Genomic DNA, 16,784 nt, shown 5'->3' with positions numbered 1-16,784 from the left:
CATTACTAATCTGATGAACCCATCCAATCCTTAAACTTATTATAGAGAAAAGGAATCTGAAGAACAATTAAAGTGAAAACACAATAGATAAATAGAATGGTCTTAATTCGATTGAGCCATTGCAATATAGGTTTAAGATTGCTTTCTGACATTTCCTGAAAGTATGCAATCATCATAAAATTTTCACCCACATCTGATATAACCAATAAAAATATAACCGGAAACATGAAAATGAGCCTATAAATGATCGGGCTTTGTCTATTTATTTTCCATGCGATGATGCAAAAAATCAACAGGTAGGAAAAGGCAAAAGCAAAGTCAGCCTGATAAACTAAAATCATCTTGGCCTTAACTTCTTCCAGGGTAAGTACTTCGCAAACTGAGCAATCTTCTCTTTTAATTTTAAAGTGGAGTGAATCCATATAATATTGGTGCAACCACTTTGCATCTCTAAAGCATTTGTTAAAATTGTCCTCAAACAAAGGCGAAGTAAGGTAGCTAAAATTAGATCGTATTAAAAAAGATGAAGCCGCCAAAAGAATGAGCCCGATTAAAAAAACGATTCTATAATTCATGGTACATTGATTTTAAAATAATGATACATGGTGTCCATGCTTTTCTGACTTAATAAGATGCCAAGTGGAATTTTTACTTCTTTTCCTGAAGAATCTGCCAATCGAATGTGTTTAAAAGGTATGGAATCTTTATGACACATGCTGCTGATCGCCCTTTCCCAGTATAAGGTATGTCCGCTAAAAGGTGCTGTAGAGACCGTTTGCATGGTTTGCAAGACCACACTATTTACTTTGGCAGTGGATTCATTGTCACTGTCACTGTTGCTGATATAGATAATTTTGAAACGCTGTGAGGAATCTATGCGCTTCAAATTTTGGTATAGCTCACTGATGGTATGAAGTCCCGAATTTTCCCAGTGCCCTCCATCCATAAAAGTTCCTACGCACTCCAGGTAATTGTAAGCAGCAACCAATGGAAATGACTGACTCAGCATCACAGCCGTTGCTGCAGAAAAAGAAAGCTTACAGCATTTAGTTTGATTTTCCAAATGCCTCTGGTACAAATCCACACAGTTGTGAAAATAGTTTGTATCGAGTTGAAATGGCGCGATTACAGCGCGCATTCCGTTTTGTACCTTGGCCGTATTGATCAAATGGATTGGAAGTTTGTATTTTAATTCGGATTTTGAATATCGTACCATGTAATCTCTGTCAAAAAATAATCTGGCGGATTCAAATGCTTCAGGTTTGGAATAATTGGAGGAGAATGTGCGCAATTCTTCTTGCTGACGGGTATAATTCCTGTCTTTATCGAAAACGCTGTTTTTATCGATCCAACCCATGATGCCGTCGTTGAGCAACAGACCCCAAAGCGCAGAACTCACATAATTGAAACCATAGACTTTCCTCCAAAATTTCTCGTGGTTCGAACTATCCGGACTAAATCCCAAAATTTCCATGCCAGCTTTTGCAATAAACATATTGGCACCGTTGCTGCCTCCGGAAATACTGGATATCGCAAATATTTTGGATCTAGTTATACTGTCCAAAGTACTGTTATAAATATTGTCCAAATGAAGTCCGGTATAGTAACCAGCCCTTGAACCTCCTCCAAGGGCTGCAATCAGGATAACTGTGTCAGGATAGCCATTGTGTTTCTTCCACTCAGAATAATAGTGCTCCAAAGATTCTCTTTCATTGTACAATTTGAATTCATCCAGTCCAATGGCTTCCCTTCGCATTTTGTGGTCATTGGCTGAAGAGATAAAAATGACGTAGATCAGGAGAATGGTGATGGATAAATTTAAAACCCTGAATACCCAATAATAATGATCAAATTTTCCTTCCTTTGGTGCTCCGCCCGTGTTCCTTTCTGATTTTGATTTAATTGAATTGGGTCCGGATCCAAGCTCTTGCTGAAGCTCGATTATCATTGCTTCTACTTCTATCTCCTGTTCCTCAACATGTTTCTGCTCTTCACCCGTTTCCTGGTCCGGCTTAATCTTTGCATCCATGGATTTACTTGGATGGACAACCTTGGATAAAAAATAAAATAATTCCAATGGCGTCTTAATCAACAAATCCATGAGTAGAATAAACAGGGCGAATACCACGTTCATCACCACGATGGCAGAAAGCTGATTCAATTGATAAAAGGAATGCAAGTAAACCATCACTCCGAGAAAAACCAGTACGACGATCCAATGCACCAAATAGACATTCCATGATTTCTTAAGAATGTCATCCTTGCAATTGAAATGACCTTGTTCTTTGGCTGACAGCATCTCTATGAATTTGTGAAACACATCGTTCCATATACATAGCATCCAAAGAAAAAGGATGGACAGGTAATAACAGGGCTCTTGTTTCCAAAACAAGAGCACAAGACATACCAGAGTAAAATGTACCAAATAACCAAAAAATGGTTTTCCAGTGCTGATGTTTAGACCAAAAAGGAATTGCTTGCGTTTTTCCAGCTTACCCATATACTCTTTTATCCATTCAGAAATGAGTAAGCTGAACACTAAAAATAAGAAAAAATAAATAAATCCTCTGCCATCGTTCCAATTGATCACGATTAGAAGATAGTTGAAAATATAAAGTGGAATGTTGGCCAGAATTCTGATAGGAATCAAGGCATGACCATCCTTCCGTGTATTGTAAGTGACGGCCAACAATTTAAAAGCATTCCACTTTTCCGGTAAATTTTCACATCTTTTGCTTCCCTTTAAAAGTCGAAAAACCAAATGAATGCTGGATACCGGGATAACCCAAACCGCATAGAAAAGCACTAAAAAAGAAACCAACACAAAAAATAAATTCCAATATACCAAATAATTTATGCGATGGGGCTGGTCAGGAGGAATGAGTTCGCGAACAATCTCCTCCCCTTGGCCCACATAATAAATGGTCAGCGGAACGATAAAAGCGAGGATGAGATAAAACCAGTTGGCTGCCAGGCTATAGATTATCTTTATGAACTGGTTTAGAATTCCCTTTAGAATGGTAAACATACATTGGAATTTACGGCTTTAAACAATCAATCCAGCTTTGCCGCGCAATCTGGTTTATATTCAATGGACGGCAGGCTATTTGAGACAAAGATAATTCCCTGACAGATCAATGTCAATATAACTTTAGTTACAGGGAAAAATGATTCGCTCCATGGGATTCTGCTTTTCTGTGCTTTAAATTTCCGTACGCAGAAACAATTCTGATCGCCAACTTACTTCCCAATAAAATAATCCACCAATTCAAACTCCTTTTCATAAGGTGTTTGGAAGATTCCCGTTCGGCTATCGCGCTTGATCAAACCAATATTTTTTGCATAGAAATCTCTTTGAGTGCTACAATCTTGCGCACTACCACCGGTGCCATTTCTACAAGCCTCATCAAATAATATGCAGACGATCACACTGTCAAACCGAACGCCCCTCACCACAAGACTCGTGTCCACTGCTATGGTCATACCTGTAATACGATGTCCTGCGAAAGCACCACCAATGACAAATTCTTCGTCCTTGCGCAGGGCCAAAATCTGCTTAAAAGCTGGGTCGCGGTATCCACTTTGACTTGACTTGGAAATTCCGTACTCTCTTACAAAGGCCACACTGTCTCCAAGATTGTAGATCCCATCGGGCAATAGTTTTGGCAAAATGAGCGTGTCAAAATCCGGTGGAGCAGTATAACTGCTGCTGTTAAAAATATAAGCCTCCATCTGTGGTGCAACCCGCATGGTATCGCCATTGTCATAGGCCCACCAGGATCCGGGAAATGCCGGAAAGTAGGGCAGCGGAAACAGTTTTTTAACAAAAGCTGTGGAATCATTTGATTCTGGTCTGCAGGAAAGTAGAATGAAGAGGAGTATCCATTCAAATTTTGGAGCATTCATGTTGCAAATTAAATCAAATTATAGAAGATAGAAACAAATGAAAATCAACTCTTGCTGTTGGGGAGATATTTATATCCAAAACATCCCAATTGATCCATAAATCTTGCTATGCTTATGTTTTTGACCATTTTTCAAAAAAATACAGCGCTTTGATCCAGGCGATTTGCAAATAATCAAACACAATACCCTTGCAACCAAGCATAAAATATAACGACTGTCCAAGTGTCTAAAAAAGGATAATAAGAAGGAAATTTAATTTGATTTTTTTTGATTTCACAACAAGGATTGACGCAATAAGCAGGACATATCTATGATTCAACTTACATTTTTTTTCTGCATTGAAAACATTGTCATTAATTTTACCCCATGCTCCGGTTCATTCAATGTTTGTTAATATTAGCTGGCTTGATTTCCAATCCACTGAACTCAATGCTTAAAATTGATTTACAGAAAGCCCCTTGCGATGATTGGGGTTTTTATGCCCACAAGAAGCTTAACGAACTGGCCATTTATACCCTACCTGCACCGTTGAATGTTTTTTTTAAAAACAATTTGGAGGAAATCAGAAACCGGGCTGTGGACCCGGACAAGAGACGATATGCAGTGAAAGGCGAAGCCATCAGGCATTACATCGATTTGGATCATTGGGGCAAAGAATCATTGGATCATTTGCCTAAGCAGTATGAACGCGCCATCTGGCGCACTGCCATATTTTATTGGGTGGAAAATCAGGATACGGTATTGGTCTTTGACACAACACAATATTGCATCTACCAGACTTGTGAACGAACTTTTACCCAATCTTTTCTGACTCACTTCTTGAGCTTGCACAAAGGCATAGAAGAAGAAAGTGCATTCAAATGGCTGAGAGATGTAGCCATGAAAGAATACGATGAATTTGAATGGACTTTGTCATCAGATAAAACCAGTGAATGGCTGAAAGTACAAATGCCTTTGGAGGGTCATCTCCACATTGAAGATCGGTTTAGCCGCCATGGAATTCTGCCCTATTTTTTTCCTCAGCACTACCGGAGACTGGTGCGCGCATTTGAAGAAAAAAACATTTCAAAAATCGTTCGGCTTTCTGCTGATTTGGGACATTATATCGGTGATGCGCATGTCCCACTCCACACGACAAAAAATTACAACGGACAACTGACTGGCCAGGATGGTATTCATGCATTTTGGGAAAGTCGCATTCCTGAACTCTTTGCAGAGTCAGAATTTGATTTTTTAGTGGGTAGAGCAAATTATCAAAAATCTCCGGAAGATTTTATATGGTCGGTCATCCGCCAAAGTCATCAAGCTGTGGACAGCGTACTTGGTTTTGAAAAAAAAATAAGTCAGTCTTTGCCCAGCGACCAATTGTACTGTTACGAAACGAGACTTGGAGCAGTTGTCAAATTACCCTGCAGGGAATTTGCACGTCAGTACCACCTCGCCCTCGACCGTCAAGTGGAAGATCGCTTCAGGGCTTGCATTCTGGCCATTGGATCGATCTGGTATTCTGCCTGGACCGATGCGGGACAACCTGTGCTCGATAAAGATCTCAGCGCTGGAAAAATGGACGAAGACGATACAAAAGTCCTAACTGAAAAGCAAAAAAATCTGATCAGGGTGCATGAGTGATTATCTTGGCATCGTCGAAGGTCAAAGGAGGATGTCAATATTTTAAACATCGACCAACCTTCTTCATCGGTGTTTTCTCTATTTTCTTTTCAATACATCATCGCAGAATTGGTTCTAAATACTAAAAATCCAATTATTCATTTCCATTTAAGTCAGGACTAGTAACCCAGCCAAACCAACCAGAACTAAGACGCTGGCCTTAAAATTTGAACCCATCTTATATTCCAGGGTACAGGGGAAATCCCTTCATGTATTGATTAACTTTTTCTCTGACAGAACGAATGAATCCATCATCATCTTTTCTCTCAATCAACTCATCCATCCATTGAGCTACCTGGATAAAATCATTCTCTACAAATCCTCTTGAAGTCATTGCGGCGGTGCCCAATCTTATGCCAGAAGTCGTCATCGGTGGTTGCGGATCGTAGGGAATCATATTTTTGTTGGTCGTTATTTCAGCCTTTATCAAAAGCTCTTCTGCTTCTTTGCCGGTGATGTTTTTGTTTCTAAGATCGAGCAAAAACATGTGATTGTCTGTACCACCTGACACTATTTGATATCCAAGTCCGAGAAAAGCTGTTGCAAATGCTTTTGAATTGGCGATGACCTGTTGACCATAACTGGCAAAACTGTCTTCAAGCGCCTCTCCAAAAGCCACTGCTTTGGCAGCGATGATGTGTTCCAAAGGTCCACCTTGCATGCCTGGAAAAACACCACTGTTGAGGATGGAGGACATCGCGATTGGTTTTCCTTTTTTATCCAATTTGCCGATGACATTGGGGTGGTCCTTTCCCATCATGATAATTCCTCCTCGCGGACCGCGAAGAGTCTTGTGAGTGGTCGAGGTGATGATGTGACAATGAGGAACTGGATTGTTCAGCAGCCCTTTGGCAATAAGTCCGGCCGGATGGGCAATATCGGCCATCAATACAGCTCCTATCTCATCTGCAATCTCGCGGAATGTTCTGTAATCCCAATCCCTGCTATAGGCTGAAGCACCGCAAATAATAAGTTTCGGCCGATGCTCCAAAGCCAGTGTTCTGACCTTATCCATATTGATCAAGCCACTCTCCTCTTCGACACCATAAGATACCACCTTGTAATACTTTCCACTCATATTGACCGGAGAACCATGCGATAAATGGCCCCCATGTGCCAGGTTCAATCCCATGATGGTGTCTCCGGGCTGAAGCAGCGCTATTTGCACAGAGGCATTGGCTTGGGCGCCGGAATGGGGCTGAACGTTTGCATATTCCACACCAAACAGTTTGCAGAGTCTCTCTTTGGCAAGATTTTCAATTTCGTCAATGACCTCACATCCACCATAATACCGTTTGCCCGGGTAACCTTCGGCGTACTTGTTGGTCAACCAGGATCCCATGGACCGGATGACTTCTGCACTGGCAAAATTTTCTGAGGCAATGAGCTCTACACCATTTCGCTGTCTGGACAATTCCTGATCCAGCAATTTCTCAACTGTCTTGTCTCTTAATTCCATAGCTGCTTTCTATAAGATTCCAAATATAGAGGCCTTTGTGATATTGGCTCTGTCTTTTTTGATCTAGCGGGCAATAATCCGGTAATGTCTCGACAACTTTTGGGTCAGATGTTCCATGTCTTTATATTGCGAAAAAGGCTTGAGCATTCCAGTTTTAGACTGGATCACGATTTCTGGTTCGCCCAATTCGTATGGGCTGATCTCAAAATGAAATGTTTCATGATTGAGCAATCGCACCAATTCCTCTGGTACAGCTGCGTCCAAAAAGCGGCCCTCATTGATTTCATCAAATGGCTCATCTTTAATTTGAATTTTGAACAGTTTGCGGTTTGTCAAGCCCTGTGCCAGGTGTTTTAATACCGGATCTTCAGAATGTCTGTATTCCTTGAGCAAAGCCCAGATATCAACATCATCGGTCATCACAAACTGGGGGAGGAATTCTTTTGGATCCCATTCTGACTGATGGCTTTTGTCTAGAAAATAAGTCATGGAATGACTCAGTCCGGAAAACGCCCTCTGTTCTTTCAATCTATTTAAAAAAAGATTAAGCATACATTCCGCAGCCAGGGCTGTCTTATGCATGTACACCTGTAAATACATGATTTTTCGGGACGTTAAAAATTTCTCTATGGAATAAAGAGCCTTTTCCTCCAATATCAAGCTGTGGTCGCGCACATCCATCATTAAAATCAATCGGTCGTATCCAATGACACCTTCTGCCACACCCGTAAAAAAACTGTCTCTTGTCAAATAGTCCAGGCGGTCCGTATCCAATTGGCTGCTGATGAGTTGATGCAGAAATGGGCGGTCGTATTGGTTGTTAAAAATGCGGATGGCCAAATCAAGTTTTCCTCCAGAATCTTGGTTGAGCTGTTCCATCAGTAAGGCTGTCAGTTGCTCGTGGTGAACAGGCAGAATGGTGTTCTCCAATACATGGGAAAAAGGTCCATGCCCAATATCGTGTAGTAAAATGGCGATTTGAGCTGCCCGGAATTCTTCCTCGGCAATGTCCACTCCCTTCAAACGCAAATGATTTAATGCCATCGTCATTAAATGATACGCTCCGAGTGCATGGTGAAATCTTGAATGGACGGCACCCGGATAAACATAATGGGATAAGCCAAGCTGCTTAATTCTTTGCAGTCTTTGAAAATATGGGTGCTCAATCAAATCCAAGAGGATCCCTGAGGGAACAGTAATAAATCCATACACCGGATCGTTAAAAATTTTAACCTGTGCCAAATTTCAGTTTAAATGGTTTGACAATACAACCTCTCTGGTCTAATTATGTTTTGATTTCAGTCTTTTGACATAATATGGATGAGATCACCAAATCACCTGTCCCAACTTAAACTGTATACAGAATCATAGGGTTTTTCTAATTAAAAATGGATTTGTAAAACAATGAATCAAGATAAAATTAAAATTCTTTGGGCAGACGATGAAATCGATCTTTTAAAGCCTCAGGTTTTCTTCCTTGAGAAAAAAGGATATGCCATCACCTCTGTCACCAATGGCCATGATGTACTCACGACCCTACAAGAAGATCCATCATTTGATGTGGTCTTTTTGGATGAATCCATGCCCGGTAAAACCGGTTTGGAAACCCTGGAAGCCATTAAAGCCAAAGGATTCTTGATGCCCGTGGTGATGGTCACCAAGAATGAGGCAGAGAGAATTATGGAAGAAGCCATCGGGAGTCAGATTGCAGATTATCTGATCAAACCAGTCAATCCAAATCAACTGCTCCTAACCATCAAAAAACTCATTGACAACAAACGACTGGTCTCTGAAAAAAATACCCAGGATTATCAGATGGCATTTCGTCAATTGTTTATGGATATTTCAGACAGACCTGACTTTAAGTCCTGGGTAGATATCTACAAACGACTCATCCATTGGGAACTTAAAATGGATCAAGGTACAGATACCCATATCCAGGATATCCTGCAACAACAAAAACAGGAGGCCAATGTCGAATTCTCAAAATACATCACCGCACATTATAGCTCGTGGTTTAAAAATGCTGCAGTGGCTCCCATTATGTCTCATCAACTGATGTTGGAAAAAGTATTCAAACAACTAAAAGAGCAGATACCCACCATTTTTATTTTATTGGACAATCTGCGCTATGATCAATGGAGGGTCATCGAACCCATCATCACAGAACGTTTTTTGGTGGAGGAAGAAGACTTTTTTTATAGCATCTTGCCTACGACCACACAATATAGTAGGAATGCCATCTTTGCTGGAATGCTCCCATCCGAAATCGAAAAACACTACCCTGATTGGTGGCTTAACGACAATGAAGAAGGCGGAAAGAATATGAAAGAGCCCGATCTTTTGTCCATGCAGATAAAACGATACATCAGAAGGGATCTAAAACACGAATACATTAAAATTACCAATGCGGTCAAAGGAAAACAATTGTTGGACAATGCACACAATTTGTTGCAAAATGACTTCACTGCCATCGTGTACAATTTTATCGATATGCTGTCCCATGCACGCACAGAAATGGAAGTACTTAAAGAGCTCGCTTCGGACGAAATGGCCTATCGCTCTTTGACCAAATCCTGGTTTCTTCATTCTCCACTTTGGGCAGCTCTTCAAAAATTGTCTGAAACTCCCGTTCAATTGATCGTGACAACCGATCATGGAACCATTCGTGTCCAAGATCCATGCAGAGTGGTCGGAGACAGAGAAACAACGGCAAACTTGAGATACAAGGTTGGAAAGAATCTGAATTACGACAAAAAAGATGTACTCGAAATCAAAGATCCTGCACAGGTAGGTTTACCAAGACCCAACCTATCATCCACGTTTATATTTGCAAAAGAAAAATCTTATTTTTTATATCCCAACAACTACGGTCATTTTTTAAACTACTACCGCAATACATTCCAACACGGAGGTATCTCCCTGGAAGAAATGATCTGTCCAGTGATCAGATTGCGCAGCAAAACACAATAAAAGCCAATCTATTGGCACAATTCAATACAAAATCACTAGCGTTTTTCGAATTGTAAGCACTACCTGGACAATACTATCTTTTGAGTCCTGAACTCACCAGAAGCATTCTGCCATTTGACAAAGTAAATGCCGTTTGAATATTGAGAAGGTATCTCCATTACACCCGATGAAGAACTCAATTGGCCAAAAACTGGTCTTCCCGTAATATCCAATAATTGAACCCACTTATTGGCAGCGTCTGCTTGATAAATCCATCCTTGCGACACTGTGGGCAACCAAAGTTCATTTTCAGCATTGACATTTTCCGAAGACACGGTACAATCCTTATCGAGCAAGGTCAATAAATATTCTCCCGGAAAAAACATCCCAGGATATTCCACAGGTACTGGACCCAATACAGTGGATAAAGTCAATTTAATCACGGGTCTGAAAATACCGGGTGTGTTGACGTCGGTCGCTGTACCATTTAGCACAAGACAACCAATCGTGTTCTTTTGAAAAACACAATTGGGAGGATTACAGGCATAAGATATCCCCACGGGTAAGCCTGAAATCGCCCCAACAGTATCGATGGAAGCGAAGTTGAGATTGATGGGAATTGGGATGCCGGGTACAGTCACTGTATCTGAAATCTTTATGGTGAATACAAACTCATAGGGCTTGTCAATGCAGGCAGGAGTCTTAATTCCCCCATCCGGATTGGTTGGCGTGATGGGTTTTGGGTAAACCCCTACCGCAGAGTCTCTGATGGTGCTATCTGGCAAGCAGGCTTGTGCCTGTCCAAATTGAAAAAAAATGGAAAGAAGAAAAAAGCTGTATAATTGTTTCATTATTTGATAAAATTTTGATGGGCAAGATACATACTTTTGGAAAGCTGGGAATTAAATTTTTTTATTGGATTGGCTGTTTCCTGCTTTTAAATAACACCGTTTTTGCACAGACATTGATCCGCGGCAGCATCCGTGACAAATCAAGCTCTGAACCAATCATTGGTGCCTGGATCCGGTTTTTGGATCAACCGGAAAACGAAGGAAGCCTCAGTGACCTGGACGGAAATTTTTCCATCAAAACCAAACTGACAGGAAGGCAAAATCTGGAAGTAAAATACACCGGTTATGAAACCCATCTCCAGATGATTGATCTGGATGAAAATAGCCAAATCCAGCTGGACATAAAATTATCAGAAACCAACATTTTATTGCAAACCTTGGTAATCAGTTCTTCCCGATCAGAAAAACCCATTTCAGAATCCACCATTTCTTTGGACATCATAAGACCGGAATATCCGGAAAAATTAAATGCCACTTCCGTGCAACAAGTCCTCGACAGAATCCCCGGAGTCCAAATGCTGGATGGCCAGGCCAACATACGGGGTGGATCGGGATACAGTTATGGTGCCGGTAGCAGAGTCATGGTGGTGATGGATGATTTGCCCGTGTTGCAACCGGATGCAGGATTGTCCAATTGGGATGATCTTCCTCTTGAAAATGCAGGTCAGATAGAAGTTGTAAAAGGGGCTGCCAGTTCGCTGTATGGTTCAGCAGCCATGAACGGAATTATACACTTCAGAAGTATAAAACCAACTACTGAGCCTTATACATCACTTACCATAATGCCACGGTTCTTCATGACACCCGATGCCAATAACCATTGGTGGGGAAAAGACAACAGGGTCGTTCCGGGAGAAATGGTCACTACTTTGGTCCATCGAAAAAGATATCATAAAACGAATGTGAGTCTTGGAGCATTTTATGCAAATAAAACAGGATATAACCAGGGTGCAGACAGCGAAAATGGGCGGATCAGTGGATTGATCACCCGACATCTTTCGGATCGGTTGATTATCGGCCTAGGCTTTAATTTCAACAAGGGCGCCAGCAGTAGTTTTTTCTACTGGAAAGGAGAAGGATTGTACACAGGTGATACTAGCTCATATTCCAATACCCAAAAGTTGCGCTTTAATGTGGACCCATCCCTCCAGTATATTTCTACCAAAAATTACAAACACAGGCTCCTTACACGCTGGTTTAGGATCGATAACCAGGTGGACAACAATCAGTCCAATCGAAGCAACAATTATTATTCAGAATATCAATGCCAAAAATCTTTTGAGCGTCTTGGCATCCAGCTGACCGGAGGGGGATTACTGTACCACTCTGCGGTCAATGCCGCCCTCTATGGCGACACCACTTTTAGAAGTTACAATCTTGCAGGATATGTTCAGGCAGAGAAAAAGTGGTTTGATCGTTGGATTATTTCCGCTGGAATGCGCTTTGAACATTACAGCATTTATGGGCCCAATGTCATTGGAAATGACACCATCGAAAATCCTTCCGTGGAGTCAAGACCGATTCTGAGGTTGGGCACAAATTACAGGATCGCACGAGCCACTTATATCAGGGCCTCCTGGGGGCAGGGTTTCCGCTTTCCCACCCTTGCAGAAAAATACATATCCACCGTGGCAGGAGGTATCAATGTGTCACCTAACCTCAACATTGAGGCAGAATCCGGGGAATCCTACGAAGTTGGCCTGAAACAAGGCTTTTCCATTGGCAAAATCAATGGGTTTTTGGATGCTGCCTGGTTTTTGTCCAATTATCGGGATATGCTGGAATTCAGTGCGGTCTTTGATCAAAACTTCAGAACCAGTTTCCAGTCACAAAACGTTGGAGATACAAGGATAGAAGGCTTTGAAATCAGTTGTCAAAGCCAAATACAGTGGGATAAAAACACCGTTCAATTATCGGGGGGATACACCTGGCTCGATCCAAAATTTGTGGATTGGGACAGCACTGGAAAAAAACTGGGACCGCTCAGTCTGGGTAGCGCCACCGTTGCACAGCGGAATGCCTACAATTCCACTGCCCATTACAACATTCTCAAATACCGAAACCGGCATCTGCTCAGATGGGACCTTGAGTTCCAGCGATCTTCCTGGTACATTGGCTGTAACTTTACCTACGCGAGCCACATTGAATCCATGGATCGCTTGTTTGAAGATATCCTGATCCCAGGCCTTAAGAGTTTTCGATTAAAACACGACCATGGTTACAGATTGTTTGATTTTCGATGTGGTTACAAATGGTCAAAATGGAGTTTTCAAATAAACCTATCCAATGCTTTTAACGAGGTCTATATCGTGCGTCCTGGCCTTATGGAAGCCCCCCGAAACCTAAGTGCCAGGGTAAGCCGAAGCTGGTAATTGGTCTTGTCATTGATCACATTAACATACCAAATGTTATTTCAATTTGGCAATTATTTTTCCATTATTACAAAATATAATTTGGCTATTTTAAGGTATTTTTTATAAATTTATTCCAATTTTTCGGTATAAATATAAATATAATTTTGTTTATTAAGGTTTTATATATTATTTAATAATATAACTTATAAACATAAGATTATTAATACTTTTTGATATTAACAAAATTGAATTTGCCGTTCTAGGGCGATTGCTTTACTTTTGCACTCTATTTTCAATTGTTCATCTTTTCAAGCAAAATAAATGGAGCTAAGCAAAGCCATTAAAATTCCATTGCAAATTTCAGGCTTCACGGCACTACTTCTTTTAAACGGCTTCATTTTACAATTCATTTTGGATTATGAGTTGTTTAAACATCCTTCCGGTGAATCAGCCCATTGCAATAACTTTTGTTCCAAAGACTTAAAATACGGGTTTGACATCAATCATTTTCAAATTCAGGACGATAAAATAAAATCTGGACAAATCCTCCCAAATATCCTAAGCAATTATGGCCTATCCACCCAAAAAATAAACAAACTGATTCCTGAAATTCAGGAAGTTCTTGATCTGAAGAACATCAAATCCGGGAATACCATCAGCTTTATCTCAACCAATCCTTGTTGTGTGCCAGACTATTTTGTCTACGAAGTGGACGCTTCAAGGTATTTGCTTTGTGACCTGAGTGGAATCAGTTGCCCAAGAATTGTAGAAAAAGAGACTGAGATTCGAAAAGAAACGGTGGCTGGAACCATCCAGACTTCACTATGGAATGCCTTACAAGAGCAAGGCGTTTGTATGGCAATTATTGATCAGATGGAAGATGCTTTGGCCACTTCGATTGACTTTTTACACTTACAACAAGGCAATTCTTTCAAACTAATCTTTGAAAGACCCTATGTAGAAGGCAAACCCATCAATGCGGGAAACCTGATTGCAGCCTATTTTAACACAGAAAACCGGGACCACTATGCCTTCAAGTACAAATACAACAACAAGCAAGACTACTACGATCAAAACGGAAGGCCACTGAGAAGATCCTTTCTGAGGGCTCCTGTTCGTTTTTCTCGCATCACTTCACCGTTTTCATTAAAGAGATTTCATCCTGTTTTAAAATACAACAAACCTCATTTCGGAACAGACTATGCTGCGCCTCACGGGACCCCAATAATGGCTGTAGCTGATGGCACGGTAACAGCAGCTGCCTACGCAGGCGGCAATGGGAAATATGTCAAAATCCGCCATGACAAAACCTATGAAACCCAATATTTGCACATGTCTAGATTTGCTGCGGGCATCAAAGCAGGTGCTCATGTACGGCAAGGTCAAACCATTGGTTATGTGGGATCGACAGGTTTGGCTACCGGGCCCCATGTGTGTTTTAGATTTTGGAAAAACGGAGTACAGGTGGACCACCGTAAACATAGCTTTCCAGCCGGAGATCCCCTGCCCAAAGATAAATTTCCTGAGTTCGCAAAGTATAGAGACAGTCTGATTTCAGAACTTAATCAGATTCCATCGTTATCTACAGCTTATCACCACGAACGGACCATGGTCCATACAAGACCATAAAACGGTACCATTCATCGCTTTATTTTTTGGGTTAATTTCTTCTGGTACAGGTATATGCCTATTCTGTATAATCCAGTTCCTTGCCATAGGTCTCCTTTGAAAAGTATATTCCAATCACGGAAAGCCCTAGACAAAGAAAACCAACAGTCAATCCTGCTGTCCATAGATTGCTCAGACCGGAGATCCAGGTCACAAGCCAGCTGATCGGGACCACCATGCCCCTGACGAAATTGGGTGCAGTAGTCGTCACGGTTGCCCTTATATTGGTGCCAAATTGTTCCGAAGACTTCACCATAAAGATCGCCCATAATCCTCCCATAGAAATTCCCATGAAGCCTACCAAAGCATAAAAAAATGAAGCCGACATCCCGCTGTAAAAGAAATAAATACAAAGAAATACGACGAGACTGGCCAATGCCGCATATAAAGCTTTTTTTCGAGATCTCAAATACTGGCTCAGGTATCCAAATAACAAACTTCCGACCGATGCCCCGATGTAGTGAAAAGTAACTGCCTTGGCACTTGAAATAGGATCCGCGCTAATACCTTCCGCGGCATATTCTCCGGCATGAATGGCGAGTTGACTGATGGTAAACCAAACCGGGACTCCCACCAAAATGGTCAATACATATTTTGAAAATTGCTTGGTCGATTTAAAGAGGGACAAAAAATCTCCCCTCACCACTTCCTCTGATTTTTTAGATCTGTGAAACATCTCCGATTCATAGACAGAAACCCTCAAAATCAAAAGCAAAAGTCCCAAACCACCTCCAACAAAATAAGCCACCCTCCAATCAAACCAATCAGCGATCAGGAATCCCAATACTGCCCCGGCAATACCAATTCCAGAAACGATACTTGCACCCATCCCTCTGTGCTCTTTGCTCATCACTTCAGAGACCAGGGTGATCCCAACTCCCAGCTCTCCGGCCAGACCAATTCCAGCAATCAGCCTTACCCAGGCATACTGTGGGATGGTTTGGACAAAGCCATTGGCAATATTGGCCAATGAATACATTAATATGGTTAAAAACAAAGTGGAAAGTCGTCCCCTTTTGTCCCCTAGAACGCCCCAGATGATTCCGCCGAGCAACATGCCCACCATTTGCATATTTAGCAAATAACTGCCTGTCCTAAACATATCATCCGGCGACACCCCCAGATCCCTCAAACTCGGATCTTTGACTATACCAAAAAGGATCAAATCATAGATATCCACAAAATAGCCCAATGCAGCTACAAGGATAATTAAATGGACGGAACGTTTTGAATGGATTGTTGAGGACACGCAGGATATTTTATGCAAATGTGAAAAATATCCTTCATTCCTGACCTATAATTTAAATGGATCAGGTACCAGGGAATAAAATGGGAGAATTAAACTGCCTTCAATCTAAAATCCAAACTACTTTTTTCTGGTGGCCAACATGGCATCCACCCCAGAGGTGAATTCCTTAACGGTTGGCGTATAGCCTGTTTTACCAAGGGCTTTGATTTGGTACTGATTGGTCTTTTTGTCTTTGTCCATGTCAAATACCCAGACGGTAGGGTAGCCTTGCACCTGAAAGGATTGTTGGAGAGATGCATTTTGTGAGCGAATTGCATCAGGCAATTGTTTTCTTCTCGGAAAATCGAGCTCAAGCAAAATCACATTTTTGCTGCCCACTTCTTAAACTCATCTTGTGAAAAAACCGAAGCTGTTAATCGCTTACACCATCCACACCAATCACTTCCTGTAAAATTGGCCATAATGGGTTTTCCTGTTTTTTTGGATTTCTCATAAGCTTCATCCAAATTGACCAGCCATCCTTCATTTTCTGCTTTGTAACTGCTGGCAGAAGCAACAGTGGAACTTTGCGATTGAGATTGACAACTAACGACACTTAGGCTTATAGCCCCAAGGATTAAAAAGGTATTGAATACAAAATGAAATTTAAACATTTATCAGAATTTTAGACTTCAACG

The 16,784-nt window shown here is 41.3% G+C and carries 13 protein-coding genes; 4 read left to right on the top strand and 9 right to left on the bottom strand.

Annotated features, from left to right (window positions below):
- Window positions 1-5: 5 nt before the first annotated feature.
- The 3 genes from IPM48_08830 to IPM48_08820 all read right to left on the bottom strand — a co-directional run bounded on the left by IPM48_08830 (window position 6) and on the right by IPM48_08820 (window position 3,906).
- Window positions 6-575 (bottom strand): hypothetical protein, encoded by a 570-nt coding sequence (locus IPM48_08830; GenBank protein ID MBK9271692.1) that lies wholly within the window; start codon window positions 573-575, stop codon window positions 6-8.
- Window positions 572-3,028, bottom strand: a complete 2,457-nt coding sequence (locus tag IPM48_08825; protein MBK9271691.1) for a hypothetical protein — start codon at window positions 3,026-3,028, stop codon at window positions 572-574. The genes IPM48_08830 and IPM48_08825 overlap by 4 nt, the downstream gene beginning before the upstream one ends.
- A gap of 212 nt (window positions 3,029-3,240) precedes the next feature.
- On the bottom strand, window positions 3,241-3,906 hold the full coding sequence (locus tag IPM48_08820; protein MBK9271690.1) for a hypothetical protein: 666 nt from the start codon (window positions 3,904-3,906) through the stop codon (window positions 3,241-3,243).
- A 429-nt stretch (window positions 3,907-4,335) separates the two neighbouring features.
- On the opposite strand from IPM48_08820, the gene IPM48_08815 reads away from it, so the two are divergent.
- Complete coding sequence (locus IPM48_08815; GenBank protein MBK9271689.1) at window positions 4,336-5,535, top strand: hypothetical protein; 1,200 nt, start codon at window positions 4,336-4,338, stop codon at window positions 5,533-5,535.
- A gap of 217 nt (window positions 5,536-5,752) precedes the next feature.
- Here the strand turns inward: IPM48_08815 and IPM48_08810 are convergent, their stop codons facing one another.
- Together IPM48_08810 and IPM48_08805 are read right to left on the bottom strand one after the other, a co-directional pair.
- Window positions 5,753-7,033 (bottom strand): serine hydroxymethyltransferase, encoded by a 1,281-nt coding sequence (locus tag IPM48_08810; GenBank protein ID MBK9271688.1) that lies wholly within the window; start codon window positions 7,031-7,033, stop codon window positions 5,753-5,755.
- 63 nt (window positions 7,034-7,096) lie between these two features.
- On the bottom strand, window positions 7,097-8,275 hold the full coding sequence (locus IPM48_08805) for an HD domain-containing protein (GenBank protein MBK9271687.1): 1,179 nt from the start codon (window positions 8,273-8,275) through the stop codon (window positions 7,097-7,099).
- 162 nt (window positions 8,276-8,437) lie between these two features.
- Between IPM48_08805 and IPM48_08800 the strand changes: the two genes are divergently transcribed.
- Window positions 8,438-10,006 (top strand): PglZ domain-containing protein, encoded by a 1,569-nt coding sequence (locus IPM48_08800; GenBank protein ID MBK9271686.1) that lies wholly within the window; start codon window positions 8,438-8,440, stop codon window positions 10,004-10,006.
- A 59-nt stretch (window positions 10,007-10,065) separates the two neighbouring features.
- On the opposite strand, the gene IPM48_08795 is transcribed toward IPM48_08800, so the two are convergent.
- Entirely contained in the window at window positions 10,066-10,836 is a 771-nt protein-coding gene (locus IPM48_08795) for a T9SS type A sorting domain-containing protein (GenBank protein MBK9271685.1), read from the bottom strand.
- Between the two features lie 17 nt (window positions 10,837-10,853).
- Between IPM48_08795 and IPM48_08790 the strand changes: the two genes are divergently transcribed.
- Together IPM48_08790 and IPM48_08785 are read left to right on the top strand one after the other, a co-directional pair.
- A complete protein-coding gene (locus IPM48_08790; GenBank protein MBK9271684.1) occupies window positions 10,854-13,208 on the top strand; it encodes a TonB-dependent receptor in 2,355 nt (784 codons plus the stop codon).
- Window positions 13,209-13,511: 303 nt separating this feature from the next.
- Window positions 13,512-14,819 carry a peptidoglycan DD-metalloendopeptidase family protein gene (locus IPM48_08785; GenBank protein MBK9271683.1) on the top strand — a complete coding sequence of 436 codons (1,308 nt, stop codon included), beginning with the start codon at window positions 13,512-13,514 and terminating at the stop codon, window positions 14,817-14,819.
- Window positions 14,820-14,877: 58 nt separating this feature from the next.
- Here IPM48_08785 and IPM48_08780 read toward each other — a convergent pair whose 3' ends face one another.
- The 3 genes from IPM48_08780 to IPM48_08770 all read right to left on the bottom strand — a co-directional run bounded on the left by IPM48_08780 (window position 14,878) and on the right by IPM48_08770 (window position 16,760).
- Window positions 14,878-16,125: an MFS transporter gene (locus tag IPM48_08780; protein MBK9271682.1), complete on the bottom strand. Its 1,248-nt coding sequence runs from the start codon at window positions 16,123-16,125 to the stop codon at window positions 14,878-14,880.
- A 99-nt stretch (window positions 16,126-16,224) separates the two neighbouring features.
- Window positions 16,225-16,470 carry a hypothetical protein gene (locus IPM48_08775; GenBank protein MBK9271681.1) on the bottom strand — a complete coding sequence of 82 codons (246 nt, stop codon included), beginning with the start codon at window positions 16,468-16,470 and terminating at the stop codon, window positions 16,225-16,227.
- Window positions 16,467-16,760, bottom strand: coding sequence for a thioredoxin family protein (locus IPM48_08770; protein ID MBK9271680.1), 294 nt, complete (start codon window positions 16,758-16,760; stop codon window positions 16,467-16,469). Before IPM48_08770 ends, IPM48_08775 begins: the two co-directional genes overlap by 4 nt.
- Window positions 16,761-16,784: the final 24 nt, after the last annotated feature.

It is taken from the genome of Saprospiraceae bacterium (assembly GCA_016715965.1).
GTDB lineage: Bacteria > Bacteroidota > Bacteroidia > Chitinophagales > Saprospiraceae > Vicinibacter.
Note: the sequence above shows the minus strand (reverse complement) of the source record. Positions and strands in the feature narration are given on the sequence as shown.